Genomic DNA, 26,397 nt, shown 5'->3' on the forward strand with positions numbered 1-26,397 from the left:
CTTGCAGGCTGACGGCCTGGCCTGCGGGGTATGCGAAGCGAACTACCTGCACGTCCGGGTTGCCGCAGTGCCCGTTGGCCGCTCAGCGACTGGTTCCCAGGTGCATGCCTGCATCGAAAGGTGCGCCGATTCAGCTAAGGCTGATATCGAGGCCGGCCGACGAGTGGGCGGTGGACGATGAGCGCCACGGTCCCAACGCGCCGGGACCTCGCGCTATGGGTGCAGTGCGGCTGCACGGCGTTGGTTGTAACTCCGCCGCAGGTACCAAATCCTATTGAACGCACGACGGAATCTGTCATGTCAGATGATCGGCCTGCCGTGTGCCCAGCGCCTTCCGGCTACTGGGTGGCGTTCGGCTACCAGAACCATGTCATCCTCACCAAGCCCCCGAAACGGAAAGACCACAAGCTGCCGGGGCTGTGCGGAGTTCTTGCTCGACCCGAGGAAATGTCCAATAAGGATGAACGCCCCGATTGTGCTTGGTGTGCTGAGCAAGCCCACACAGGACAGGTTCGGATCGTACCCAGGCCCGACACGGTGTGAGAAAGCGTGCTGGGCGCGTGCTTTCCCATGAGGGAAATGGAGCACGCAGCTGGCCGGGCAAGCACGCTTTGCTGCGTCGCACTGGGTGGGCAGGTAAGCGGTGCGGAGGGGATGAGAGCCGGCTCCGAACGGCCTCAAGCCGACTTGTGACCTCTGGTGAGCTGGTGCTGTGCACCACGAGGTAGATCTGTCGAACCTACCCAGTTCGTGTTGCTGTCTCGATAGCATCACGAGTCAGTACGAGGCCAGACACGGGCAGGGGAGGATCGTGGCACAGGCGTCGGAGCGCATCCAAGAGATGATGCGGAGGCCCGAGGAGCAGACTGCGCAGGCATGTCGGCTCCGGGAGAGAATGCAGGAGCTCAAGGGGCAGGCCCGCAGCAGTGACAGCTCGATGATGGTCACTGTTGCGCGGTCTGGGGCGGTCTTGGATCTGCAGTTGAATCCGGACTCGATGCGACAGTCCCACTACGCGTTGCGGCGAAGCATCCCAGGAGCGATCCGCGAGGCGACGCGGAAGTCTTCTCACCAGATGGACGAGGTCGTGCAGTCAGCGCTGGGCGACCGTGCCGAACAGTTCAAGAGCGCGTTCAACGCGGACTCGGCGAGTGGGGACATCCAGGCTGGCGGGGATCGGGTTGTGGCGCAGTGCGACGGGCGGACGACTCCGTCGACTACGACGACGACCTTTCCGACAGCACTTTCTTGGGGTGACGCGGCGTGACGATGAAGGTGGCGCCGGAAGCGCTGTCGGCGCACAGCACGGGTTCTGAAGGTGTAGCGGAGCATCTTGATCAGCTTTCGTCGGTGCTTGAGCAGGCCCGGGTCAGCGATGACTGCTTTGGGCCTATCGGCGAGTTCATGGCTTTCGCGTACTTCGATTCGCTTGAGGAGTGCCGTGACCTGGCGAAGCAGGCCGGTGCTTTCATGCAGCAGATTTCGGAGGCGGTGAGCGAATGCGCGAAGAATTACAGCGAAACCGATCAAGGGCAGGCCACTGAGTTAAGCGCGATTGACGTCAGCGGATTGCAGGTGTCCGGTGCGGGGCCGACCACGCTGGCTGGCGTCAACAGTGCGGGTGGCCCGCAGCGGGGGTTCATGGCCCAGACGGCCGGATACGGCATGTCCACGGTCTCGACTGCCCAGGATCTAGCCAAGGCCGACAACCCTCCCGACATCGCGATCGCGACCGTCAATGCCCGCATGGAACAGCTCCAGTTCGTCACCAGCCCGGGCCAGTCGTTCATCGACAACGGACTTGGATTTCTCATATCGTTGGTGATCAGCCCGCTCGTCGAGTTCGTCCTGGAACCGGCTATCGGCGACCCCGAACAGATGCGCAGCACAGGTAAGGGCTGGGAACAGGTCGCCGAGTGGCTGGAGAAGCTGGGCGAGCAGGAAAAACAGCGTGCCGACGCGACCAAGCCAGTCTGGGAGGGCCAGGCCGGCGATGCGTTCCGCAAGCAACTCGACGAATTCTCCGAGGGCACCAAGACGTTCGCCTCCGAAGTCCGCGGGTTGAAGCAGATCCTGGACATCGCCGCGGACCTTTTCGACGCGTTCGTCGAGATGGTCATCGACATCATCCAGGAACTGGTCATCGGCCTGATCATCGAATGGATCGCCGCATTAGCGGCCTCGTGGATCACGGCAGGCGCTTCCGTCGGTGCGGCCTCCGGGCTGACCGCGTCCCAGGTCGCGATCATCGGAACCCGGTTGGGCACCAAGGTCGCCAACCTCGTGCACAAGCTCAAGCCGCTGGTCACGAAACTCGAAGACCTGCTCCAGATGCTGCGCAAAGGCCCACTGCGCAAAGTCGTGGAGAAGATGAACGGGCTGCGAGGCGGTAACAAGGTCGAACAGTGGGTAGCACGCAAGATCGACGCCAACCCGCTAGCCAAGACGCTTACCCGAGGCGACACCGGCGACCTCGTCGATGCCCAGAAAGCGGTCAAACAAGCGGAAAAAGCACTTGCGGAAGGAAGGCCCGGTGCTCAGGCCGAACTGGATGACGCGCTGCGCCGGGTCGAAAATGCCCGGGAGAACGCTTCGATGGCGTCTACCACGGGTAACCGGTTCGCACACCAAGCCGTACGCGACGGGGACGGTACCGTGGTCACCATGGTATCGATTTAGTCCGTCGAAGGATCACCAAACGCGGCAGTCTGCCGCTAGTGCCTTGCGGTTATTGCGTCTGCAGAGGCCAAACCAGGCGCCCTCATGTGACGCAGACGGCACCAGCACGGCGACATGTGGCGCGACCTTACAGAGCGCTGCGCTGGACGAGGGAAATCTTCGTGTTCTTGGCGGGGCTGAGTCGGCGACTTTCCAGGTGCTGCCGGTGCCGCCTTCGTGCGCCCCGCAGGCGCGGCGGGGATGGGTCGCGAAGATGTCGACCTCGGCGACTGGCCAGCCGCTGTTGATGTCGGCAGCGGCTGGGCCGACACCGCGTACGGCCGCCCTGGGCGTGAGGTGTCCTCCACTGTCCTACGACCTTACTGGTTGCGGAACTTGTCGATATCGGCTTGGAGTTGGGAGTCTGGATGGTCGATCGATGCGATGACTCGCTCGACCCTGGCGCGTTGCTCCTGGTTGGCGGACCAGTAATCGACGGGGACCTTCAGGACGGCAACGAGTACGTCGCCTGGGTAGAAATCGCCTTCCAGTAGCGGATCCCGTTCCAACAGCGCGAGGACACGGGGCACGAGTACGTCGATCCCGACCTTCTGGGCCAGGAGCACACGGAGGTCCGCGTCGCTCAGTGCCCCTATCGGCTTGCGCCGCAACTGATGCACGGTTTTCACGAGCTTGGTTGCATCCGCTGGGGGCTCCCCCCAGGTGTCGTCTTCGATCTGCTCCAACGACAGGTCGTCGCGGCTCTCCTCGTTCGCCATGACCGTGCCACCACCTTCACGAAAGTTCTGGGGAATCGTATCGAGCCCTCCGCGCCCGTCAGCCACGTGGGACATAGCCCTCGGAGTGGTCCAGTAGACGGCTTGCCTCGGACAACTCCGATTCCAAGCCCGCGCGTTGCTCCGGCGTTGTCCGGGAGTCACCCAGTTGCCGGTTGATCTGCTCGATGCGGTTCACCAAACCACGCTGGGCGTTTTGCACCTCATCGACGTGATCCCACGGCTCCCCGTTCGGTTTTCTGGCGACCACCTCGCCGTTGAGCTCGCGGCGGGCCGCGTCGAGATCCTTCTCGGTGAGGTGCTCCTTGATGCGGTCGGTCTTCGTCGTTTGCTCGGCAGGCAGCGGCTCCGTCGACTCAACAACGTCATCGCTGGTGTCGATGGGATTGACTTCATCGTCGCCTGCCGCCTCCGCGGCCAGTCCGGCCATCGAGGCGCCCATGATGCCAACACCTGTCGCGATCCCTGCTGTCGAGACCGCGCCGAGTGGAACGCCACCGAGGGCGCCGACACCAGTGGCATCAAGCAGCACACCCGCGGTCTCGCCTGCCGCGCTGACCGCAGTGAGCGCAGCGCCACCCGCGAGGCCAAGAACCATTCCTGGGTGGTTGATCGCGGCGTTGCCCACCGACGCGAACGCGTTGACTACGGTGCCTGCCGCATCACCGACGGCATCCCCGGCTTTGGCCAGCCAACTGCGAGTGTCGGGGGCCTTATCTCGTGCACGGCCGATCGCGTCGGCAGCCGCCTCACCCGCTGCGGCAAGGTCGCTACGTGCTTTGCTAAGAGTTTCTCGTGCCGCTTGACGTTTGGCCTCACCCGGATCCGTAAACGGGATATCGTCGGCGGGAGGCGCGCCTGCAGGCACCTGTTGCTGAGCTCGCTCGACCAACCGTGCATGCTCGGCCTGAGCGCTTTGGGTGGCAGCCTCACCCTCGTTCCACATCCGGATCGCTTCGCCTGCTTGTACCTGTGCCCAGGTGAGGGTTCCGCCGTAGCGTTCCAACGCTGTGGCGGCGTAGTGGAAGCAGTCTCCGGCTTCCAGCCACTTGATCGGTTCGCCGTCGAATGCGGAGCGGAACTGCTCCGCTGCTTCGCCGCTCCAACCTTCTGAGCTGTCGATGCGCTTGAGACCTTCGCCAGCCTCACACAACATGTCGCCGTAAGCGGTCATCGATACCGACGTGCGGTGCAGGGCGTCGGCATCGCCTGGCACGAGGGCCTTGGGATCGTTGGTCGTACCCAGTTCGGCTGCCATCACTCCGCCGCCGGATCTTCGCCCGTCAAGCGCTGCACAACGCCTTCGAAGTGGGCTTGAACCGCCTCGTCAGTCCGTCGATAGACCTCGACGCACTGCGCCAGCCGACCGGCGATCTCCGCCCCGTCGTCGGCCAGGTTGACCACTCCTTGATCCCAGCGATCGCAGAACTCAGCCACCGTGGTGGCAAGCCGATCATGACCGAACGCATCCACAGGGCAATCGATGTCGCGTACCGGCTGCTTCCGAACCGACTCGATGGTTTCGTTTACACCCTCCGATGCTTGTGTCAAGGCAGGTAAGTCGACGCGAAACCCGTCGGTCATGCGGCTCCGTCCTCGGCTTGGCTCCAGTGCCCGCCACACCCTAGGACCGTGCGGCCACCGCAGAGTCGGTACGCAGCTTCATCCTCCGAATGGAAGAACTGCCCGGCACTTTGCCGAGCACGGCGAGTAGCCGCCGCCGTCGGCAGCAGCGTTTACCTTAGTTACGTCGCCGTTGCCTACGCCTGGGGCACGATCTTCCATGCGCATCTACCACCCGAATCGTGGCCGTGTACTGAGGGTCCGGCGCTTCTGGAGCTGGCCCTCCTGGCAGCCTAGGTCGAATCCCCGTTTCAGCCGCCCCTCGTTCAATGCCCGTTCGGTGCCACGCACCGCTCACAAGCCGACTACAACCATGGTCGGTTTACCGTGACCGAAACACCACCGCAGCAGTCATGGACGCCGGTTCGCCAACCACGGGGCTGCGGCACTTCGGAGAGGGCCGCAGCCCGACATTGAGCAGTCAAATCTCATACCTGCCGGCTCCCGCACCGGATTGCTGTCCAGCAGCCCATAGCGCACGGCGATCTGCAGGGTGCCCCTGATGGCCGTGCGGACTGATCGCCGGTAGCTCGCCGAATACCCTTCCTCTTCAAGCTTCTCGAAGAACTCTTCGAGGACCGGAACGCTGATCTCCCGGAGACGCAGATCAGCGATCCGGTCAAGCACTCCACCACCTCACGGAACTTAAAGTCCACGGTCAGCCGCGCCCTGGCCTTCTGCAGCCGCTCGATCGCCGACTCCAGCCGCTCGACGGCTCGCTTCTCCGTCGGGCCGGAGCGCTCCACGAGCCGCGTCTTACCGTCGAAGGCCCGAAACCGCGTGCGCGCCCGCCATGCGACGTCATCCAGCCGCGTCGTACTGATCTTCCCGTGAGAACCGATCTCGAGGGGCGGTCGACCCATCTCCGACTCCCTTACCGCGGACCAAAGCGATGAGTAAACGATGGGTACCCCACCGTCACGGCGAGACTCGGAAACATCCACGCGGGCTCTGAGCTCGGAAGTTGATGCGTGCCCCCGGCGCGGCTCGTACAGCATCTACACGAACCCGTACCCGCCGTGAGCTGCTGGTTACCGCCACAGCGGAGATTTCACCGAACCGTCGTCGGAGGGCCCACGAACGGGAGCAATGAGGCTCGGGGCGTCGGATTGGTGCGAGACTCGATTACGGAGCAACGCGTGGTGCACGTCGAGCAGCCCCTGTCCGGTACGGCACTACCGGACGGGGTGGGAGAAACCCGCCGAACCCGAACGACTCACCCCGGCCCGGGTCCGACGCGGGTTTCGGAACCTGCGCACGAAAGTCGGAAACCCTGCGGCTGCACCGAAGCCTTCCCAGCCCGGCCCAGGACGCCCACCAGGACTCCGCAACCGCCACCCAGCCACCCGCCATGACGTGCACATCGTCACCACGACAACAACCAGGAAACCCAAGCCCAAGACCCCCGCCCACGACGAAAGGGTTAAAAACCAAGCTAAGCCTGGCTGGATGCCTCATCTCGGCGAGTGCAGTCGTGGTGCAGCGCAAACCGCTACACCGCTTGCTCGATCACCGGCGCCGATCTTGCGGCACGTCAGGCGTGCACCGCTTCCTATGATCGTCGAGTCGTTACGACCTGACGTTGCGCACCTGTGGTCGGTCGTGCGCGCAGGAGCCGGACACGGTTGCACATGGGGGTCGGTACCGTCTGCGACCTCCTGGGCATGAATGTGGAGGCCGGACGCTCAGCGCTTCCGTCGCGACAAGCTGCTTGCTCTCAGAAGCTGCGGTCTTGCCCAGGAAGCCGTGGGGCGATCCACCTGTAGTGTTGTGACGATTGGCGTCGGCTATAGGCTGTGCGTGATGTGCTGGACGGCAATAGGAGAAATTCGTGACCGATATGGATCTTGGCAAGATTAAGCTGAATCCTTCGACATGGACTGCATCTAGTCTTGGCGAGCATGTCGGAATGATCTCCGGTGTGCACATTGATTCGGAACTTGCTAATAATGAGGGGCGGGGTGTTCCATATCTAACTGGACCCGCCGACTTCAAAGGCGATGTTGCGGTAGCCACGCGGTACACCGAGTGGCCTCAGGTGATGTGTCAGGCTGGAGATATCCTTGTAACTGTCAAAGGTTCCGGTGCTGGCCGTGTAGCTATCGCTGTAGAGGATGCCTGTATCAGTCGTCAACTTGCTGCCATCTGCACTCCAGTGGATGAGCGAAATTATTGGCTATCTATCATTAATGCTCACTACGAAGAACTGCAGTCTCGTGCTAGTTCCGGCCTAATTCCAGGTCTTTCTCGTGGTGACTTGTTGTCGCTTCGAGTGCTGCTGCCGACAGCTGGCGAGCGACGTGCAATTTCTAAGATTCTGGATTCCTTTGATAAGGCAATTAGGTCCATTGAGGCGGAAAGATCCAAGCTGTTTCAATTTAAAGCAGGGTTGGTTGACGACTTGCTGACTGGCCGCGTGCTACCGGCATGAGTGGGGACTTCTGTCGTCGAGGGTTGGTCGCCGCCGGGCGGCCCCGTGCTGCTACTCGGGGTCTTTGAAGTTGAGCGGGCAGCCCTTCATCCATCTGAGGTACAGGAAGGGTCCCTTCATCCACCTGTCGGCACTGTGGGCACTCGGTCCTCGGCCACGCTGTGTCACCAGCTCGGTTGCCGTGTCCGACCAAGTTCGAAGACCCGTTATTCGCGTTCGCTCTGATGGAAACGCTGCCATCAGGAATAGGTGCCTGCATCGGAGTCGACTGGCAAGTCTCAGGTATTACGGTTGGTCTATGGCCATGTGGTTCTCCATGCGAACTGCCGGTGCACAAGCAGTTGATGTTGCTGCGGGCAGGCCTGCTCAGCGGGTTCACCGGTGCGCTTGTGCCCTTGGGCGTGCTCGACAAGTTCACCACGGCGGGCATCGTCGCCGGCTGGTGGATGGACAACCGGCACGATCTGAAGGCTCTGGCCGCCGGTGGGTTCGAGCGAGTGCTTGAGGGGTGGGTCGACACGATCGAAGCCATGCTGGAGCCCGTCGAGCAGCCGAACGGCAAGTTCAAGCAGCCGACCGCCGTCGAGCGCCGCAAGGCGCTGGATCACCCGGTCGTTCCGCATCTGCTGCCGGAGTTCCTGGCCGAGCTGGAGAAGGCGGAGGCGGAGTTCGCCGAAGCCGACGCAGCACACAAGGCGGCCAAGACTGCGTTGGACGGCAGCGACGAGGACGAGGCGGACGACGCCGAGGAGTCCGAGGTGACTCCGGAAGAGGTGGCACGTCTCAAGAAGGTGGCGTCCGCGGCCCGAACCAAACGCACGAAGTTGGAGAAGCTCTTTAAGGAGCAGCTCCAGATCGCAGCGCAACAGGCGCTGACCACCGACGCCGTGGTCGAGATCGTGCTCCAGGTGTTCGAACGCGATCTGGCCCGCCGACTGGATCGCTACCTCGCGGCCGGACGCGCGGAACTGATCGCCACCTTCAACCGATGGAGTGACAAGTATCGGGTGCCGCTGTCGCAGCTGGAAGCCGAACGTGATGCCGCGACACGCAAGCTCGCCGAGTACCTCACTGAACTGGGCTACGCATGATCGAGACTAAAGTGTGACGGATGCGGCACCCGGAACGGGACGAGGTCGAGCGGCCCATGATCGATCAGCTGGTGGCGATGGGGTGGACCCATCTGCCGTTCGCTGCACCAGGGCAGGGGCGCCAGACCTTCGGTGACGTCATCCTGGAAGAGCGCCTCCGCGACGTCGTGAAGGCGATCAACCTAGACCCGGACGGACGGCCCTGGCTCGATGACGAACGACTCACCACGATCGTCAACCGGGTCATCCGCGAGCCCGAACAGGGCGTGCAGGGCAACGTCGCGTTCACGGAGCTGCTGACCGGGGCGGAGCTGACCGTCGTGGGGCGGCCGGACTGGGACGACGGCCTGCGCCAGCCGATCAAGCTGGTGGATTGGAAGCATCCTGAGCGCAACGAACTGCTCGTCGTGTCGCAGTTCCGGATCGACACGTTCAAAGGGCGCCGCCCGTACGTCGTCCTTGATCTTGTCCTGTTCGTCAACGGCCTGCCGTTCGCGGTGATCGAATGCAAGAACCCCGGCCCGACCGCTGTCGACGAGGCGATCATCCAACTGCATGGCTACGTCAACGATGCACCGGATCTTGCCCGGTTCGCCCAGCTGCTCATCGCGACAGACCGCGAGACCGCCCAGTACGGCACCATCACCTCGCCGCACGAGTACTTCGCCGCTTGGCGGTTCGTCGAACCCGCCGTTGAGCAGACCATCCGCGCCGAGACGGGAAAGCCCGCTGATCAACCACTCCTGGAACAGGAGATTCTCGTCGGCGAGATGCTGCGACTGGCCACCCTGCTCAACGTCATCCGTGACTTCACCGTGGGTCAGGTCGTGGACGACCGACAGGTCAAGATCGTGGCCAGGTGGCAGCAGTATCGAGCGGTGCGCCGGCTGGTTCGCCGGCTCGAGGAACGCCAGCGGGCCATCTCGGCAACGGTGGCACCCGATCCTCACGGCGGTGTCACCTGGCACACCCAAGGTTCCGGCAAGAGCCTCACCATGTCGTTCCTGGTGCGAGTGCTGCGCGGACACGAGGAGCTGCGCGGGTTCAAGGTTGTCGTCGTCACTGACCGTCTTGACCTGGAAGAACAGATCCGGCACAGCCTGGGTACCACCGGAGAGACGCCCCTGCGCGCGACATCGGTCGCGGATGCCCGCGTTCACCTCGCGCGGGCTCGGCCGGACCTGGTGCTCGTCACCATCCAGAAGTCCCGGGACGAGGACGAGCCGGACTCCGACGAGGACGAGTCACAGGTCGTCGCGTCGGCACTGAACGACAGCGACGAGATCGTCGTCCTCGTCGACGAGGCACATCGGTCGCAGTCGTCGTGGCAGCACGCGAGACTGCGTGGGAACCTGCCGAACGCGGTGCTCATCGGGTTCACCGGCACTCCGATCCTGCGTGGCCGGAAGAAGACCACTCAAGAGATCTTCGGACCCATCCTCGACGTGTATGCGTTGAAGGACGCCGAGCGGGATCGCGCCATCGTTCCGTTGCGGTACGAGTCGCGTGAGGTTCCTGGCGCGGTGATCGATCGCGCGATCCTCGACGCGGGGTTCGCGGATGCCGTACCGGGTGATGGAAATCAGCGAGAACAAGCGGTCCGGCAGCTCGCCCGCCACAGGGAGGTGCTGGAGGCCGCGGAATTGATCCGCGCCAAAGCTGACGACATGTTCCGTTACTGGGTCCGCTACGCCATGCCGGACAGGTTTTCCGCCCAGGTGGTCGCGGTGTCTCGCAAGGCAGCTGTCCGTTACCAACGTGCACTCCTTGAGGCCAGAGCACGGCTGCTCGTCGAGGTTCAAGAGCTCAGCCCGGCGCTGCTCTACGACCCGATGGCGTGGGAGGAAGCCGACGAGCGCACCCAGATCCTGTTGGAGGCTGCCGAGCATCGTGAGCTCCTGGAACGAATCACCGCTGCTGCGGTCATCTCACAGGGCAGCACACCTGACGATGCGGCGTGGCAGGAGTGGACGGACAAGGCACGCCACAAGGAGTACATCAGGCGCTTCAAGGACGGCTTTGGTGAAGCGCTGGAGTCGGAGCCGGACCGGATGTGGTCGGATCATGCTGGCGCACTGAGCCACTGGCATCCGATCCACGACGGTGGCGGGGAACCGTGGCGCGTGGATGTCACGGTACCCGGTGGCGAGGTCACCTATTCTCCAGCCGACGCGGCCGTTCCCGCCGAGCCGATCGTCTTCATCGTGGTGAAGTCCATGCTGCTCACCGGCTTCGACGCTCCTGTCGAACAGATCCTCTTCCTCGATCGGCCGATGCAGAGCGTCGAGCTCCTGCAAGCGATCGCCCGACCGAACCGGCCCCGCAAGCACAAGGCGTTCGGACTGATCGTCGACTACGTCGGTGTCTCGGCCGAGCTCGCCCAGGCACTCAGCGACTACGACCCCGAGCACTTGCGCGAAGTTGTCGGAGACACGGACGCCGACGCGGTCATGATGCCCTTGGACGAGGCTGTCGTTCCGGAGCTGCGAGATCAGCAGCAGCGCGTAGCGATTCTCCTGGCGGAGCAAGGAGTTTCCGGCCTCGACACCCCCGAGCAGCGTGAGGAGCTTCTCGCGCTGCTCGATGATCCGGAGCTTCGAGCCGAGTTCGATGACGTCACCAGGACGTTCCTGACCGCACTCAACGCGGTGCTGCCTCGTGCGGAAGCATTGGAGTACCAAGAGTTCGCCCGCAATCTCGGTATCGTCCAGTACCTGGCACGTCGTCGCTACCGCGATGCTCGCGCCCACTTCAACCCGTACCGGTACGGGTTGAAGGTACGGCAGCTCATCGACGCGCACATCCGCGTGGAAGGGATCCTTCAACGCATCCCGCCGGTGACGATCACCGCAGACGACTTCGCCGAGAAGGTCGACGCGCTTCCTGACGACCGGGCACGTGCGCTCGAAATGAAGCACGCGATGCGTGAGCACATTAGGGCCTGTTTCAGAAGTTGATCTCGGTTTGAGATGATCTTCGTGTGGGTCGAGGTGATCTGACGAACGAGCAGTGGGCGAAGATGGAACCGTTGCTGCCCAAGGGTAAGAAGTCGGGCCGCCCGCCCAAGCATCCGAAACGGCAGCTGATCAACGGTATCCGGTTCCGGGTGCGCACGGGTGTGCAGTGGCGTGACCTGCCGGAGCGATACGGCCCGTGGCAGACCGTGTATGGGCTGTTCCGGCGCTGGCAGCGCGACGGGACCTGGAAGCGAATCCTGACGCGGCTGCAAGCCCAGGCCGACGCCGAAGGCCTGATCACCTGGGATGTCAGCGTGGATTCCACTGTCGCTCGCGCGCACCAGCACGCCGCCGGTGCGCGAAAAAAGGGGCTGAACAGCGGGAACCGCCGGGCGGGGTTGACACCGAACCGGATGATCACGGAATCGGCCGGTCGCGGGGCGGGCTGACCACCAAGCTGCATATGGCCACTGAGCAGGGTCAGAAGCCGTTGTCGCTGGTGGTCACGGCGGGGCAGCGGGGTGACTCGCCGCAGTTCCAGCCGGTCTTGGAGCGGATCAGCGTGCCCCGCACTGGTCGGGGCCGGGCGCGGACACGTCCGGACCGGGTGCTGGGCGACAAGGCGTACGGTTCGCGCGCCAATCGCTCGTACCTGCGGCGACGGGGCATTCGGTGCACCATTCCCGAGAAAGCGGACCAGATCCGTCACCGCAAGAACCGAGGTTCGCGCGGTGGTCGCCGGCCGGCGTTCGACACGGAGATCTACAAGCAGCGTCATGCCGTGGAATGCGGAATCAACCGGCTCAAGCGGAACCGGGCCGTGGCCACCCGGTACGACAAACTCGCTGTCCGTTACGAGGCCACGGTGGTCATCGCGTCTATCAACGAGTGGCTCTGACATCTGAAACAGACCCTAGTACCCGGATGGCATCCGACCCGCACACGTACCAACGGCTGAGTGAACGCCTCGAAGAGATCCTCCGACAGATGGAGGACGACCACGACTTCGGACAGGCATACCTGGAGCTGGTGGGCCTGCAGGCGCAGACAGTGACCCTTTCCGGGTAAGCATCTGTGGCTCTGGGTAGTCGTCGTGGCTGCGGCTGGTGCGTGTGGCGGTGACACGCCGAAGTTGTTGTGATGCAAAGTTAAAGCGCGGAACCCCGGGTATGAATTTGGTCCTACCACAGATCAACTTCATAGGAGTTCCGCGCCTGATGAGTGTGACATACACCGCGACGTTGCCGGTACGCGACCTGACCGTGCTGTACCTGTCGAGCTTGCTGCACACCCAACGCCTGCGGTGCGGCACCCGCAAGCACCGGAGATCGCTGAGCACATACAAGCAGGCGATCCTGGTGCTGCGCTGGTTTCTCGACGGCACTCGCGTGAAACAGCTGGCCGTCGATCACACGATCAGCTCCTCCACCGCATACACCTATCTCCATGAGGGATTCGCAGTGCTCGCCGCCCAGGCTCCAGCACTGGAATCAGCACTGCTGGCAGCGAAAATCGCAGGCCACGGCCACATCTCCATCGATGGCACCCTGATCGAAACCGATCGGGTCCGTACACCCGGCCCCACTCGTGGCGTGGACCTGTGGTGGTCGGGAAAACACTCCAACCACGGAGGCAACATCCAGGTCATCACCGCCCCCGACGGCTGGCCGCTATGGACCTCCCAGGTGCGCCCGGGCCGCGAGCACGACACCACCGCGCTCCGCGCCCACCCCGAAATCATGCCCGGAACACGACCGCACAACATGATCACCCACAGCGACCAACCGTTACCCGGAAAGGCTCAGTGGAAGAGGAGAAGGTGACCACGGAGCTGGGGCTCGATCGGTGGACCGAGAAGCCGATCCACAGCCTCCTCGAGGAAGCTATGGCGGATCGGCCTGCTCTCGCACAACTCGACATCGTCACAGCGGCGCGTGGATTGGCGGTACAGATCAGCGACGAGGTGCTTCGACCGCACTTCCTGTACAACGGCCATGTGCGAGAAACCGCCCGCAAGCGGTTGATCCAGACACTCGTGGTCGACATCCGCTTCACGCCGGCCACCGCGCAACACATCGCGGACAGGCTGGTCGATCTCGCCACGAGCAACCGAGAGCGCTTCCTGCGGCTGAACGATCGGCCCCCACGATGACCGACATTCTCGACGCGGCCGTGGAGCGGGCAGGTCTGCCGGTCCATTGGTCCTGGCGGATCGAGGTACGACCACGACGCCGGACGCTGGGCCTGGACGTGTTGCCTGATGGATCGATTGTGATCGCGGTGCCTCGGCAAACCACACCTGAAGACGTGACCGGCGTACTCCGGGAACGTCGGTTGTGGTTGGCCAAAGCGGTTCGACGCCGAGAGGCTCTGGCAGCCGAGCACCCAGCCAAGGAACTTGTCAACGGCGAGGGGTTCACTTACCTGGGGCGACACTACCGTTTGCTTCTGGTCGATGAGCAGACGGCGCCGGTGAGGCTGCGTGGAGGATGGCTGCGGCTGAGGGGCGATGCAGGGGCCGCGGACATCGTCGACTGGTACCGCGTCCGAGGCCGGCATTGGCTGATCGAGAAGGTTCGATCATGGGCAGGTCGAGTCGGTGTCGAGCCGCCAGAAGTACTTGTCCGCGACCTCTCTACCCGGTGGGGCTTGCGCACGAAGGACCGCTCGCTTGCCTTTCACTGGGCGTCGATGCAGCTCTCGCCGGATTTGCTTGACCTGGTGGTTGTCCATGAGCTCATTCATCTCCTCGTGCCTCGCCACGACGACGAGTTCAGGCAGCGGCTGTTGGTGGCATTGCCAGAGGCCGTCGTATTGGAGTCGAAGCTGCATGACGAGGGGCGGCGCGTGTGGATGGGCGCTGTTCGCGCTGCGCTCTAATTCTTCACCGCTGGCCCCCATGCTCGTCGGCGTCGCCCTCCTCGACTGACCTTCGCTCCATCCGCAGCACAAAGCGCGGCGGCTCAGCTCGGGAGCGAGACACCCGCCCAGGGGTGCTTGGACCATCAGGCGGTTTTCCGGGAACAGGGCGAAGGGGTAAGCACGGTCAGCCTTCGCTGATCTGCCGCATGCCGTTGACGTCGTCATGGCGGCTGCCGGCCTCGGCGCCGGGCATGTGCTGATCCTGTCAGCGTTGTTCTGTGGGCGGAAACGAAGCGAGGTCAGTGTGCCCCCAGGGGGCACATACCAAACTGGGCTGACCTGTGGCTTTGCACCTCGCGCCCTTGATGATCCTCTAGAAGGACCTGGGATGACCTGCGAAAATGCTGGATCATTTGGTGCCCCCGGGCTGGCTCGTACAGCATCTACACGAACCCGCACCCATCGCGAGCTGCTGGTTTCGGCCACCGTTGACGTTGTTCGCAACCGCCGCCGTTCGGGCGGTGGTTCCCGGTGAACCTGAACGAGATTGTCGACGGTCTGACCGCATTGCAGGCTGATGGCCTGGCTTGTGTCGTGTGCGAAGTGAACTACCTGTACGTCCAGGTTGCTTCGGTGCCCGTTGGGCGCTCGAAAACCGGTTCCCAGGTGTTCGCCTGTGCCGACCGCTGCGCCGAGGCGGCCGTCATGGGACTCCGTACGAGTGGGGGTCGGTGATGACCACCACTGAACCGAGTACGCAGATGCCCCGACGGGACCGGGCGCTGTGGTTGCAGTGCGCCTGCACCGCACTGGTGGCCTTCGGCTCGGCCTACGCCTCGTACCGCCACGGCCGCGAATTCGCGCTCCGATTCGGCGCGGACGACATCACAGCGGCAATCTGGCCGCTGATCGTGGACGGCATGTTGATGAGCGCAACGGTCGAGCTATGGAAGACCGGACACCACGCACGCAAACGCGGCGGCGGTCAGTGGTCGGCGTGGCTGGCCTTCCTGTTCGGCGTCTCCCTGTCGCTATGCGCCAACGTCGCCGCCGCGCCAGTGCTCAGTGTGCTGGCGATCGCGGTCGCGGCCTGCCCATCGCTGGCATTGCTGCTCTCAGTCGAGTTACTAAACAGGGCGCTCAAACGCCGCCACACCGAGACAACAGGCGAGACCCGAAACGAGACCACCGAGACCGGCGAGACGGCCGACGAGACCGAGCAGCCAGTGACGCTCTCACAGGTCTCGGGCGAGTCCCGGCATCAGACGGAGCCGACCGCAGAGCAACGGATGTGGGCCTACTACCACACAGAGCGAGCCAAAGGACGCACGCCGACGGGCGCGGAGCTTGACCGGATCGCCGGAACGAACAACTACGGCCGCCGCGTTCTGCGCCGGTGGCGCACACGCGGGTGGTCAACCAGTACTCCGAGTCGCTCAGGATGAACGCGCGATCACGAGGTACGCACGCAAATAGGTGACGGGACCTCTTGCGTGGACGGCAAGGACCTGGCCTCAGCTGAGACAAGTAGACCTCGATGCAAGTGACTAGCCGCGTCCGGGCAGTTGGCCAAAAAAAATCGGGATCGTCTCCCGTGGCTGTCTCGACCGCCTTAACAGCTTGCCAAAGGCACTGACGCTCGCCTTCAGCCAATCCGCAGCAGACTACGGGACTTGGAGCTGCCGCAGGCGTGTTGATCTCTTTGGTGTAATCACAGCAGCAAGCTCCCGCGCTGTCGGTTCCTGGCTTTACCGTGCCACGTGCAGGATTTCAGCACGGATGAAAGGTCTGGGGCGTGCCACAGCGACGCAGCAACCGGCAGCACGAAACGTGGATGCGTCAGCAAGCCGCCCGCGAAGCGCGGGAGCGGGCGTCGCAACGGAAAGAGGAGGAGCGGCAACGCAAGGCCGACGAGCGGCAGCGCCAAGAAGACCATGTCCGTGAGCAGCAAGAGTCGGCGAAGCGGCAAACCGAAGCCGTCGAGCAGCGCGTAACCGAACTTACCGGCATCCTTTCTGCGGCGCTGTCGAAACCCGTTGGGCCTCTGGACTTCAAGACGGTGAAGGACAAGCCGTCCCTGCCGACGCTGGATCTCAGATCTGACGCGCAGCCGACTTCGCCGCCTCGATGGGAGCAGTTCGCGCCGGATACTCCCGGCACTGTGAGCCGGATGTTCGGTGGCCAGGCGCGGTACGAGCGAGAGAAGGCAATCGCCGAGCAGAGTTTCGAGGCCGCGCTCGAAAGTCATCGTCAGGATGAGACGGCACGGCAACAGCGGGTCGTCGAAGCTCGTGCGAAGCACGCAGAGCAGGTGGAAGCAGCAAAGAAACGCGTTGCAACCCAGCACCAATCCATCGAGGATTTGCGGCGCAAAGTCCGTGAGAAGGATCGGCACGCGGTAAGTAGGTACTTCCAACTCGTTCTTGACAGCATCAAGGACCCTTCTGGGCTTCCCAATACGCGGCGAGCCGCGTACGTGCCCGAGTCCGAACTGCTGGCCATCGAATGGGAACTGCCCTCGACCGAGGCAGTTCCGCGGGAGAAGGAGTTTGCCTACGTCAAGTCTCGCGATGTGATCGACATCCGCAAGTCCCGGCCGCTCAGCGAAATCCGGCAGATCTATAACGGGATGGCCGCGCAAATCGCACTGCGTGCATTGCATGTGCTCTTTTCTGCCGATCCAGCGAACCTTGTCACGACTATCGTCTTCAATGGCGTCGTGGAGGCGATCGACCCGGTGACCGGTCACGAGATCCGCCCAGAGCTGATCACTATGCGTGCTACCCGAGAACAGTTCGATCAAGTCAAACTGCACGGTGTCAATCCCGTGCAGTGCGTGCAGAAATACTTCGGCGCGGAGGTGTCGGAGCATCCTGATGAGCTAGCTGCCGTGGCACCCATCCTAAGTTTCAACATGGCAGACCCGCGTATTGTCGACCCGGTCGACGTCATCAGCGATATCGACAAGCGCCCCAACCTACTTGAACTCACCTCCAAAGAGTTCGAGGCATTTGTGCAGAACCTCTTCACTCGCATGGGATTCGACACGAAACAGTTCAAGGCCAGCGGAGACGGCGGAATCGACTGCATTGCCTACGACCCCACCCCCATCACCGGCGGGAAGTATGTGATCCAGGTCAAGCTCTACACCAAGACCGTCGCACCCACACACGTTCGTGACCTCTACGGCGTGGTCGTCGGCGAGGGCGCCACCAAGAGAATCCTCATCACCACCAGCGGATTCGGCCCAACCAGCCAGGACTTCGCAAACAATAAACTTCTCCAACTCATAGACGGCACCGGGTTACTCTATCTCTGCCACCAGCACAACATCCCCGCCCGCATCCTGAACCCGCGACGCAAGACGTGAATCCTCTTGTCTAATAACAGCAGGCGAAATCATCCGTTGATCAAGGGCCACTGTGTGGACATTTCAAGACCATTGATGGTCACGAATTACCCGGAGGAATTTCGCCAGATGCGAGAATTATTGTATCTCTCGGAACAAAAGCCTGAAGTATATGTTCTCGCGCTGTACCGCTCAGCATGGGCGAGCATCGCCCGGCGCTGGTGGTTTCCACGATGTTTCGCTGCCCGGACCTTTTCTGGGTTCGCCTTGCAGTAGGCACGGCGGGAGCATCGGTCCGAACAGCAGACGCGGTTTGCCCTACTGAGCGGCATCCTCCTCGCAGTGGCCGCAAGGGCATGAACGAAGGGGCAGTGCCGGCCGTTTCCGTGGCTACTGGGGCGGGGCGTGCGGCAGGTGGCGGGCGAGGATGTCGAAGTGTCGCTGTTCGGCCCATGCGCTGCGGTTGCCTATGACGTAAAGGCGGCGTTTGGCGCGGCTGGCGGCGACGTTGACGAGGTTGGGTTTCTGGGCGGCCCAGCGGCGGGCACCGGGGCGCTGTGGGTCGCTGCCGAGGACGAGGATCACGATGTCGGCCTGTTTACCCTGTGCGGTGTGGACGGTTCCCGCTGTCAGACCGGGGTAGTCGTCTTCTCGTCGCTCGATGTGGCGGGCGATGTCACGGAACGGGCCGATGACCATGACCTCGGACATGTCGACATCGAGCCGGATCAGGGCATTCAGGATGCGGTCGAGCTGGCGGCCCTCTTCCGGGATCCAGTGCCCCTGCGACTGGTCGGAAACGACGTCGATCCACTTCGACGCAGGAAGCACCGGATGCATTTCGGCGAACTCGGTCGCTTTGCTCGGCGGTGTTCCGTTGATCATGAGGCCGTCGTAGGCGACGGCGTTGACGATATCGAACATGGGCTGGTCGCAGCGCCGGTGCACGGTCAGCGGGGAGCCGACCCAGATCTGGCCGTCGTCACTGGGCAGCCATGTGCCGAGGAGGGTGAGCCGGTCGGCGAGTCGTTGGACCGAGGTGCGGCTGGTCAGCCACTGCTCGTCGACGCCGTGATCGGTGCGGATGGCTTGTTCGGCGCGGAACGGCAGCGTCGTGATGGGTTCGAGTTGCAGCGGATCTCCGACGACGACCGCCCGTTTGCTCCGCCACAGCGCGCCGACAGCTGCTTGCGGGGTAGCCTGGCCGGCTTCGTCGATGAGTAGCCATCCCAGCGCTTCCTGCTGGAGATGGGAGAACAGCCGGGCGAACGAGGCGAACGTGGTGGAGATGACCGGGACGACAAAGAACAGGGACCGCCACGCGGTCAACGCGGCGTCTTCGGGAAGATCGCGAGGTGCCTCGCCGCCGAGGATGTCGGCCATACCGTGGAGGCTCTGCCGCATCTGGGTGGGAACGTGTTCCAGGAACACTTTGTGCAGACGCAGTGCCGCGAGGAACACCTCGGTACGGGCGTCGTTCCAGGCCGGGTCGGTCCACAGCGCACCGAGTTCCCGTCGGTTCCGATCGGACCACCAGTCGGTGTCTGGGAAGAAGTCGCCGAGTTCGGCGCGAGCACGGCTCAGTGCGGCGGTGACGGTGGCGAGTTCGTCCGCGCAGCGTTGGGTGGTCTGACGCGCTGCCGCCGTGGCGTGGCTGGCGAGTTCGACCTCGCGGGTGATCTGTGCGAGTTCGTCGTAGGTGGAATTGAGTGCTTCTTCGGCGGCGGTGACCTTGGCCGCGAGTTTCCTGTCCTGCTCCCGCCACTCGCGCATCGCCTTGCCCAACGTCAGCAGCCACTGCATCAGTCCGGGTTGGAACTGGTGGTGTTCAACACGGCGCTGCACGTGGTGCTCGCGCTGCTCCTGATGGGACTGTGCGGTGCGTTCGACCTGGTTCAGCCGTTCCCGCAGCTCGGTTTCCGTCTGCTTCGCCTGAGACTGAGCGTCGCGTGCTTGCCGCAGGTCGTTGTCCAGGCGAGTCTTGCGTGCCAGGTTGGCGTGCGCCCGTTCGCGGTCGGCCTGGATCACTGACGCCTCGTCGAGGGTCTTCCGGAATTCGGCGACGGCGTCGTCCCAGGTGCTTGACGGGGTGGATCGTTCGTAGCTTTTCAGGATCGTCCACATTCCGCACTGCGCGACATCCTCGGCGGAAAGCCCCGCCAGCGGATCGTCGTCATCGTCGATGCCGGGGAGCGACTCGGGCTTGCGGTACCAGAATGCGTCCACGAAGCTGCTGCGGTTGCGCTTGTTGCCCAGACGCGCCGCGATCAACGCCCACGCCTGTTCGGGCGAGGCGGGCTCGTCGTCCTCGGCGTCGTTGTCCTCCTCGGCGTCGTTGTCCTCCTCGTCGACGGTCAGCAGTGCCGAGGCGATGGACGGGAAGTAGTCCAGCTCCGCGGCGGCCTCGCGCCAGGCGTCGTCGATGGAGTCGGCAGCGGGAATCTCGTGGGTCACGTTCTCGACGGCGCCGTTATTCGACGAGACCACCGCGATCTCGAACCCGGTCAGTTCTGGTATCCACTCGTGGACCACCCGAGTCCAGTCACCGGTCTTCCACGTGTACTTCTGGCCGGTGAAAGCGTCCTCGGGACGCGTCAGGTCAGCGAGGCGGCAGGCGCGCTGCACCACGAGTGCAGCGATGAGATCGCGCAACATCATGGTTTTCCCGGTTCCCGGTGGGCCGTTGACCCCGAAAACCGCCGCGTGGCCCTGCATGCTCAGTGCCGAGCCGACTGCGAGCTGCTGACTCAGCGCCAACGGGTACTTGGACTTTTCCGGCCATCGGCCGAGCGGTACCTGATCCGGTGCCGTGGCCCGCTGGACTGTGTCTAGGTTCTTCTGCACGTCGACGCGGCGCGAGGTATCCAGCGCGGCGTCCGGTCGCAAGTATTTCTCCAGTGCGCCGCCGATGGCGCCGGTTTCAGCTCGTTCCGCCACTTTCGCCAGGTCGTCGACGATGAAGCTATTCAGGAAATCGTGCCCGTCGACGCCGTACGCCTTGCGCTTGGTTACCACCTGGCTTTGAACCCTGATCTCCACCGGCTGCAGCGCCGTCTCGACCCCGGTGAGCTCGGCCGCGAGATCCCGGCATTTCTCCAGTTCGTCGGTGAAGATCGGCCGTCCGACTTCGTGGCCGCGGCGACGGAGCCGTTTTGCCCATTCGTCGTCTTCGTCGGCTGCCATGAGGTCTTCGAAGTCGGCGCTGAACTCGGTGCGGGTGGCGTCGAATCCCGACAACCATCCCGGCGTTCCGGGACCGGGATGCAGCACGCGGCCCGTCGCCCATGCACAACTGGACAGCACTTCGGAGCCGATCAACGGGCGCCCCTCGCCGGAGACCACGAACGCCGCGAGCGCGCTCTCCCCGTTGGGACGTTCGTCGAAGCTGTCCGCATCCGGGGTGAACACCCGCGACAGCACCTCGAACACCGACTCCATGGGGTACACGCCCACGTAGACTACGTGCCGCCATGCCTGCTCAGGGCGCAGTCGTATACGACCCAGCTCATGATCAGGTTCCCACGGCAGCGGCTGTCCCGGCTTGACCTTGAATACCCGGCGTTCCCGGCTGACCGCTTTCACCGACTGCGGGCTGAACAGCTCCACGGCACGCCAGAACCGGATGATCTCCGCCCGCTCCGAGTCCTCCGCAACCACTCAGCGCCCCAATCCGAGAAGACCACCGCGACGAAACGTGATCGCCCACTATGCGACCAGTGACCTTCGGGGAAGCCATCATCTGGCAATAATTGCGACCTGGATCACTTCTGTGTGAGTTCGTCGATCGTCACGCTTTCGTCGCGCCGGGTTCGATCACCTCGAGCGGAGGCAGAGCGTCGACGATCTTCATCGTCTCGACCGACACCATGACCACGCGTGCCACCAGATCGAGGATGTAGCGCGGGTTGCTTACCTCTCGGGACCAGTCATTGGGGTCGTTGACGATGCCGGACGCCTTGTCGGTCTTGATGTAGTAGCGGTCGATGATCCACTCGACTGCCGAGCGGCTGCCGAGCATGTAGCGGTTCGCCTCGTCCGGGATGCCGCGCAGGGTGATCCGGTCGTTGTAGTGCAGCGTGCTCTTATCCTGCTTCTCGCCTGCGGCTTTCTGCTCCGGCGTGGGCTTGCCCCACTTCATCCTCTTGCTGTCGACCGCGAAGAATTCGTACGGATCGCCTGTCGGCTCCACGTCGAGCCCGTCGAGCGGGTATGGATCCACCGACTCGTAGCCGACGTGTAGCTCGCTGAGCTTCCGGCCCGCTTCCGCGTATCCGACGAAGCCACGGACGAACGGGATACGCGGCAGGGACTTCTTCAGGTCGGCGGCGTAAGCCTCACGGTACTCGGACGAGTGCAGCAAGCCGTAGACGTAGAAGAAGATGTCATCCTTCGTGATCTGCTGATTGCCGTACGCCACGCGGAATTTCTTGAGTGTCTGGTCGGTGATGTTGTCGACCTTACGGTAACCGTCGATGACCTCAGCATCAGAGTCTTCGACAGCGAGAGCGAGGGTACCTGCCTCGGGAGCGATCGGTTCGTATCGCCAGCGAGCGAATTCATTAGCGCCGCTGGATCCCGTAGCGCCGTTATCGATCAGTTCGGCAACCATGAGCGACATGAAGGGAGGCGCCATCGATCCAGGATTGGGAAAGTAGATAGCCCAGTTCCCAGTTTCCGGTGACGGGTGGAGCCTTTCCAGGCGATAGACCATGTCGTTAAGTGGCCTATCGAAGTAAGCTCGCTGCTTCACGAACGGTCGATACATAGCTGGCCGAATGGCGCTCTTCCGAATGGCGCTCTTCCGAAAGCGGCGCTCACGGCCCTTATCCAGATCTGCCAACAAGCTGCGGTTCCAGCTGATCAGACTTTCGTCCCATGTCGCGTTTCCTGATGATCGCCCTTCATGCCTATCAGATTCATACGTGGCGATGAGCTTCCTCATGTTCTTCTCCAGCAGGGCAACGCTGGATGAGTAGCACCAAACATCGCGGTTTGTCTTGAGTCCTCCTGAATATACGTCAAAAATCTCATCGATTCCTATGAACGTTACGAAGTCATCGCGTCGCTGGTTAAGCCAGTCTCCGTGTTGGTTCGGTATGATCGTGTACGTGTCGAGTCCGGTGAGTGATCCCGCGTCGGCGACCTTGGCCAGTTTCTGCTCACGGGTGAGATAGTCGCCGATGTCGGTGTAGTGGATGGTAGCCTGGCCGATCTTGTCCGGATTTTTGACGAGCACAGTCACGGCCACGGTGGCGCGGCTGCCGCCGCCGAATATTTTTCCGCCTTCTTTGCGTGACTGCTCCCCGGCAGTGCGTTGGTTTCCGCGCAGATTATAGACGTGGATTGACGAGAATTCGTCGGTGAGAGTTTTGCGCATGCCATCGGCGGTGTTGGAGTCGAGCCAGCCGCCATTGGTGATGTAAGCGATGACGCCTCGTCCGGCTCGTTGTTTGATGCGCAGGGTCGCCCATTTGATCGCGCGGATGTACGAGTCGTACAGCGAGTTCTTGTTCGTCGCGGTGGAGCGGTCGGCGTAGGTCGTGCGGATCTGTTCGTCGAGCGAGGTATAGGACTCGTTTGCGTTGTCGTCGTTGGCCGAGTCCTGGCCCGACGAGTACGGCGGGTTCCCGACGATGACGGTGATCGGGAGTTGCTTGAGCCGTTCCAGGCGTGCGTTGTTTTCGGGGAACACGTCGAGGTCTAGGGTATCGTCGTCTTCCCACGACTGGAAGGTGTCGGTGAGGATCAGGCCCGGGAAGCCTTGGGGGTCGCCGGTGAGTTCGGCGTAGGTGGTTTCCATGTTGACGGCGGCGATGTAGTAGGCCAGCAGCAGGATCTCGTTGGCGTGGAGTTCCTCGGCGTACTTGCGCGCCAGGTCGTACGGCTTGATCAACCCGGACTGGAGCAGGCGGACCATGAAAGTGCCGGTTCCGGTGAAGCCGTCGAGGATGTGCACGCCCTCGTCGGTGAGTCCTTGGCCGAACTCAGCTTGGAGGACTTCGTCGGCGGAGCGGAGGATGAAGTCGACGATCTCGACGGGGGTGTAGACGATGCCGAGTTTGTCGACGGTCTTCCTGAAGGCGGCGGCGAAGAACCGCTCGTAGAGTTCGACGATGACCCGCTGTTTGCCCTCGGCTTCGGTTACGCCCTCGACCCGGCGGCGTACGTCCTTGTAGAAGCCTTCCATCGTCTCGTTCTCGGCTGCCAAGCCCGCTTGGTCGAGGGTCGCGATCATGCGTTCCATGGAGTGCGCGACGGGGTTGTTAGCGGCGAAGTCGTAGCCAGTGAACAGGGCCTCGAAGACGGGGCGGGTGATGAGGTGCTGGGACAGCATCTCCACGGCCTGGTCTGCGGTGATGGAGTCGTTGAGGTTTCCACGCAGACCTGCGACAAATTCCTCGAACTCCTGCGCCTGGGGTGAGGTCTTGTCTCTCAGCAGGCCGTTGATTCGGGTGATATGGGTCTGGGCGATTTCAGCGATGTCTTTGGCCCAGGTTTCCCAGTACTTGCGTTCGCCGACCTTCTGCACGATGCGGGCGAACATCGCGTCGCGGAAGGCATCGAAGTCAAAGTCGAACGTAAGCTGCTGGCCCTGCTGTCCTTGCTGGTCGCCCTGGTCGGCTTCGTTCTCGCCGCGTGGTGTGCCGTCGTCGATGATGAGCTTGTCGGGCTTGCTCTTGTTCAACTCAATCGAGTTGATCATGGCGTTAAAGCGATCATCATGCGACCGCAGCGCCTGAAGCACCTGCCAGACGACCCTGTATCGCTCGTTATCCCGCAATGCCTCCTCAGGAGCGACGCCGGACGGCACGACGATCGGCAGGATGATGTAGCCCAGTTCCTTGCCGGGTGCTTTGCGCATCACGCGGCCGACTGATTGCACGACGTCGACCTGTGAGGAACGCGGGGTCAGGAACAGCACCGCGTCGAGCGAGGGCACGTCGACGCCCTCGGACAGGCAGCGGGCGTTGGTCAGAATCCGGCAGACGTTCGATTCTGGTTCTTGTTTGAGCCAGGCCAGCTTGTCGTTACGAGTGTGGATCCGCATGGTGCCGTCGACGTGCTGGGCCTCAACCCGCAGCGGGTTCCGACTCTCGTCGTCGGGGTTTTCGTCTTCAAGAACGCGATCGACCAGGATCGGGAAACCTTCGGCTGCACGCTGAGAAGCGTTGATATCGCGGGCGAACGCGACCGCGGTGCGCATCGGGGTGCGATCCGTGACCTGCTCGTCGGTGCCGAAGTGTTTGGCCAGGCCGTTCCAGCAGCCGATCAGCCGCGCCGCCTCGTCGAGCTTGATCTCTCCGGACTGGGCCAATGCGTTCTGGAAGTTCTCCGAGACATACTGCTCATCTACCGCAAGCACCACGACTTTGTAGTCGGTCAGCAGGCGCTCTTCGACTGCCTCGCCGAAACCGAGCCGGTGAAGCTCCGGCCCGAAGAGAGCTTCTTTATCCATGTCGGCGAGGGCCGCGTTGGCGTCATCTGCTTTGCGGCGCGCATCGTCGCCGAACACACGGGGTGTGGCGGTCATGTACAGCCGCCGACGGGCCTTCAGGAATTCGCCGTCGTGGACACGGACGAAAGCAGATTCGTCTTGCCCTGCGAGGGTCACCCCAGTCGTGCGGTGTGCCTCGTCGCAGATCACCAGGTCGAACGCCGGTACGTCGAGTTGTTGGGCTTGGGCGACGACGTCGATGGACTGATAGGTCGCGAACACCACTGTCATTCGCCCGTCGACGTTCGGAGCTGACCGCATCCGCGCCGCCAGCGTCGCCGCATCAGTGGTCGCGGGCTCGGTCAGGTCGATGGTCGACATGCCCGAGTCGTCGTCAACGGTCTTGCGGCCCACGCGGACGTCGGAGCAGACCGCGAACGGGCGGATGTCAACCTCGGAGTTGGCCATCCACTCCCGCAACGTCTGCGACAGCAGCTGAATCGAAGGCACAAGGAACAACACGCTGCCGCCTGCACCGACCTGGTCCTCGGCGATCTTCAACGACGTGTAGGTCTTGCCCGTCCCACAGGCCATGACCAACTTGCCCCGATCACGCTCGGCGAACCCGTCTCGGACCGCGTCGAGGGCCTTCTGCTGGTGTGGGCGCAGGCTCTTCTTGCCCGTAGAGACGACGACCTCGGGCGTGGACCACGAGAACTGCGACCAGTCGATGTTGGCGTCATCGAGGTAGCGGATGTCGATGCGCTGTACTGGCACCGACAATCCGTCCAGGGCGTCCTTGGCATTCTTCGACCAGTCCCGCGCCGTGTCGACAAGGTAGCGCAGCGAGAACTCGGCCTTGCTGGAGGTCGTCACGAACGAGTCGATGTCGCCCTTGGCGATCGTGGCGTCCGAGTCATAGCACTTGCACTGAATCGCCGCGTAATCCCCGGTATCCCGGTTGCGCGCCACCAAGTCGATACCCGTGTCGGGACGACCGTTCCGGCCCGGCCATTCCGACCACAACCACACGTCCGAGAACCGCTTCTGCCACTCCGGATCCGTCCGCATATACGCCGCGATCAACCGCTCGAACTTGTCACCCTTGTCCCTCTCATCCAGCGACGTAGCGCGGAGGTCATCGAGGAGATCCGTGATCGTGGTCGGCATGATCTAAGTGTGTCTCACGATGCG

Annotated in this window: 18 protein-coding genes and 1 pseudogene; 13 read left to right on the plus strand and 6 right to left on the minus strand. The window is 63.0% G+C overall.

What is annotated here, in order from left to right:
• Nucleotides 1-811 precede the first annotated feature (811 nt).
• Nucleotides 812-1,267, plus strand: coding sequence for a YbaB/EbfC family nucleoid-associated protein (locus SSPN_RS43370; RefSeq protein ID WP_010694405.1), 456 nt, complete (start codon nucleotides 812-814; stop codon nucleotides 1,265-1,267).
• A gap of 2 nt (nucleotides 1,268-1,269) precedes the next feature.
• Nucleotides 1,270-2,679 carry a WXG100 family type VII secretion target gene (locus SSPN_RS0110850; protein WP_044573782.1) on the plus strand — a complete coding sequence of 470 codons (1,410 nt, stop codon included), beginning with the start codon at nucleotides 1,270-1,272 and terminating at the stop codon, nucleotides 2,677-2,679.
• A gap of 359 nt (nucleotides 2,680-3,038) precedes the next feature.
• On the opposite strand, the gene SSPN_RS0110855 is transcribed toward SSPN_RS0110850, so the two are convergent.
• From SSPN_RS0110855 to SSPN_RS0110870, 4 genes are all read right to left on the minus strand, one after another.
• The gene (locus tag SSPN_RS0110855; protein ID WP_010694408.1) at nucleotides 3,039-3,437 is read right to left on the minus strand and encodes a contact-dependent growth inhibition system immunity protein; all 399 of its coding nucleotides are present in this window, start codon (nucleotides 3,435-3,437) and stop codon (nucleotides 3,039-3,041) included.
• Nucleotides 3,438-3,495: 58 nt separating this feature from the next.
• Entirely contained in the window at nucleotides 3,496-4,713 is a 1,218-nt protein-coding gene (locus tag SSPN_RS0110860) for a putative T7SS-secreted protein (protein ID WP_010694410.1), read from the minus strand.
• The gene (locus tag SSPN_RS0110865) at nucleotides 4,713-5,039 is read right to left on the minus strand and encodes a hypothetical protein (RefSeq protein WP_010694412.1); all 327 of its coding nucleotides are present in this window, start codon (nucleotides 5,037-5,039) and stop codon (nucleotides 4,713-4,715) included. Before SSPN_RS0110865 ends, SSPN_RS0110860 begins: the two co-directional genes overlap by 1 nt.
• Before the next feature lie 390 nt (nucleotides 5,040-5,429).
• Nucleotides 5,430-5,705: a hypothetical protein gene (locus SSPN_RS0110870; protein ID WP_010694414.1), complete on the minus strand. Its 276-nt coding sequence runs from the start codon at nucleotides 5,703-5,705 to the stop codon at nucleotides 5,430-5,432.
• A gap of 1,213 nt (nucleotides 5,706-6,918) precedes the next feature.
• On the opposite strand from SSPN_RS0110870, the gene SSPN_RS50765 reads away from it, so the two are divergent.
• The 11 genes and pseudogenes from SSPN_RS50765 (at nucleotide 6,919) to SSPN_RS0110925 (ending at nucleotide 17,789) form a co-directional block, all read left to right on the plus strand.
• Nucleotides 6,919-7,509: a restriction endonuclease subunit S gene (locus tag SSPN_RS50765; protein WP_083821664.1), complete on the plus strand. Its 591-nt coding sequence runs from the start codon at nucleotides 6,919-6,921 to the stop codon at nucleotides 7,507-7,509.
• 329 nt (nucleotides 7,510-7,838) lie between these two features.
• A complete protein-coding gene (locus tag SSPN_RS0110875) occupies nucleotides 7,839-8,600 on the plus strand; it encodes a hypothetical protein (protein ID WP_010694415.1) in 762 nt (253 codons plus the stop codon).
• A gap of 20 nt (nucleotides 8,601-8,620) precedes the next feature.
• On the plus strand, nucleotides 8,621-11,557 hold the full coding sequence (locus tag SSPN_RS43375) for a type I restriction endonuclease subunit R (protein ID WP_010694418.1): 2,937 nt from the start codon (nucleotides 8,621-8,623) through the stop codon (nucleotides 11,555-11,557).
• 23 nt (nucleotides 11,558-11,580) lie between these two features.
• Nucleotides 11,581-12,455 (plus strand): IS5 family transposase gene (locus SSPN_RS50770; protein WP_170121539.1). Its coding sequence is split into 2 segments (ribosomal slippage): nucleotides 11,581-11,925 and nucleotides 11,928-12,455, totalling 873 coding nucleotides; the frame shifts between segments, so codons are not numbered across the junction.
• Nucleotides 12,456-12,481: 26 nt separating this feature from the next.
• Nucleotides 12,482-12,625: a hypothetical protein gene (locus SSPN_RS56605; protein WP_010694419.1), complete on the plus strand. Its 144-nt coding sequence runs from the start codon at nucleotides 12,482-12,484 to the stop codon at nucleotides 12,623-12,625.
• 149 nt (nucleotides 12,626-12,774) lie between these two features.
• A pseudogene (locus SSPN_RS43380) lies at nucleotides 12,775-13,284 on the plus strand (transposase family protein); the annotation flags it as partial.
• Between the two features lie 92 nt (nucleotides 13,285-13,376).
• Nucleotides 13,377-13,709, plus strand: coding sequence for a hypothetical protein (locus SSPN_RS0110905; RefSeq protein WP_010694421.1), 333 nt, complete (start codon nucleotides 13,377-13,379; stop codon nucleotides 13,707-13,709).
• Nucleotides 13,706-14,437: a M48 family metallopeptidase gene (locus SSPN_RS0110910; protein WP_010694422.1), complete on the plus strand. Its 732-nt coding sequence runs from the start codon at nucleotides 13,706-13,708 to the stop codon at nucleotides 14,435-14,437. Before SSPN_RS0110905 ends, SSPN_RS0110910 begins: the two co-directional genes overlap by 4 nt.
• A 513-nt stretch (nucleotides 14,438-14,950) precedes the next feature.
• Nucleotides 14,951-15,154: a hypothetical protein gene (locus tag SSPN_RS0110915; protein ID WP_010694423.1), complete on the plus strand. Its 204-nt coding sequence runs from the start codon at nucleotides 14,951-14,953 to the stop codon at nucleotides 15,152-15,154.
• A 26-nt stretch (nucleotides 15,155-15,180) separates the two neighbouring features.
• Nucleotides 15,181-15,864 (plus strand): DUF2637 domain-containing protein, encoded by a 684-nt coding sequence (locus SSPN_RS0110920; protein WP_044573788.1) that lies wholly within the window; start codon nucleotides 15,181-15,183, stop codon nucleotides 15,862-15,864.
• 350 nt (nucleotides 15,865-16,214) lie between these two features.
• Nucleotides 16,215-17,789 carry a restriction endonuclease gene (locus tag SSPN_RS0110925; protein ID WP_203218594.1) on the plus strand — a complete coding sequence of 525 codons (1,575 nt, stop codon included), beginning with the start codon at nucleotides 16,215-16,217 and terminating at the stop codon, nucleotides 17,787-17,789.
• Nucleotides 17,790-18,158: 369 nt separating this feature from the next.
• Here the strand turns inward: SSPN_RS0110925 and SSPN_RS0110930 are convergent, their stop codons facing one another.
• Together SSPN_RS0110930 and SSPN_RS0110935 are read right to left on the minus strand one after the other, a co-directional pair.
• The gene (locus tag SSPN_RS0110930; RefSeq protein ID WP_010694426.1) at nucleotides 18,159-21,425 is read right to left on the minus strand and encodes a DEAD/DEAH box helicase; all 3,267 of its coding nucleotides are present in this window, start codon (nucleotides 21,423-21,425) and stop codon (nucleotides 18,159-18,161) included.
• Between the two features lie 130 nt (nucleotides 21,426-21,555).
• Nucleotides 21,556-26,373 carry a DEAD/DEAH box helicase gene (locus tag SSPN_RS0110935; protein ID WP_010694427.1) on the minus strand — a complete coding sequence of 1,606 codons (4,818 nt, stop codon included), beginning with the start codon at nucleotides 26,371-26,373 and terminating at the stop codon, nucleotides 21,556-21,558.
• Nucleotides 26,374-26,397: the final 24 nt, after the last annotated feature.

Source organism: Saccharopolyspora spinosa NRRL 18395, assembly GCF_000194155.1.
In the GTDB taxonomy this organism is placed as follows: Bacteria; Actinomycetota; Actinomycetes; order Mycobacteriales; family Pseudonocardiaceae; genus Saccharopolyspora; species Saccharopolyspora spinosa.

Excerpts from the sequence above, each read along its gene's own strand:
- SSPN_RS0110860 (WP_010694410.1), bottom strand. The coding sequence starts at position 4,713 with ATGGCAGCCGAACTGGGTACGACCAACGATCCCAAGGCCCTCGTGCCA.
- SSPN_RS0110935 (WP_010694427.1), bottom strand. The coding sequence starts at position 26,373 with ATGCCGACCACGATCACGGATCTCCTCGATGACCTCCGCGCTACGTCG.
- SSPN_RS56605 (WP_010694419.1), top strand. The coding sequence starts at position 12,482 with ATGGCATCCGACCCGCACACGTACCAACGGCTGAGTGAACGCCTCGAA.
- SSPN_RS0110920 (WP_044573788.1), top strand. The coding sequence starts at position 15,181 with ATGCCCCGACGGGACCGGGCGCTGTGGTTGCAGTGCGCCTGCACCGCA.
- SSPN_RS0110865 (WP_010694412.1), bottom strand. The coding sequence starts at position 5,039 with ATGACCGACGGGTTTCGCGTCGACTTACCTGCCTTGACACAAGCATCG.
- SSPN_RS0110855 (WP_010694408.1), bottom strand. The coding sequence starts at position 3,437 with ATGGCGAACGAGGAGAGCCGCGACGACCTGTCGTTGGAGCAGATCGAA.
- SSPN_RS0110910 (WP_010694422.1), top strand. The coding sequence starts at position 13,706 with ATGACCGACATTCTCGACGCGGCCGTGGAGCGGGCAGGTCTGCCGGTC.
- SSPN_RS0110850 (WP_044573782.1), top strand. The coding sequence starts at position 1,270 with ATGAAGGTGGCGCCGGAAGCGCTGTCGGCGCACAGCACGGGTTCTGAA.
- SSPN_RS43375 (WP_010694418.1), top strand. The coding sequence starts at position 8,621 with ATGCGGCACCCGGAACGGGACGAGGTCGAGCGGCCCATGATCGATCAG.
- SSPN_RS50765 (WP_083821664.1), top strand. The coding sequence starts at position 6,919 with ATGGATCTTGGCAAGATTAAGCTGAATCCTTCGACATGGACTGCATCT.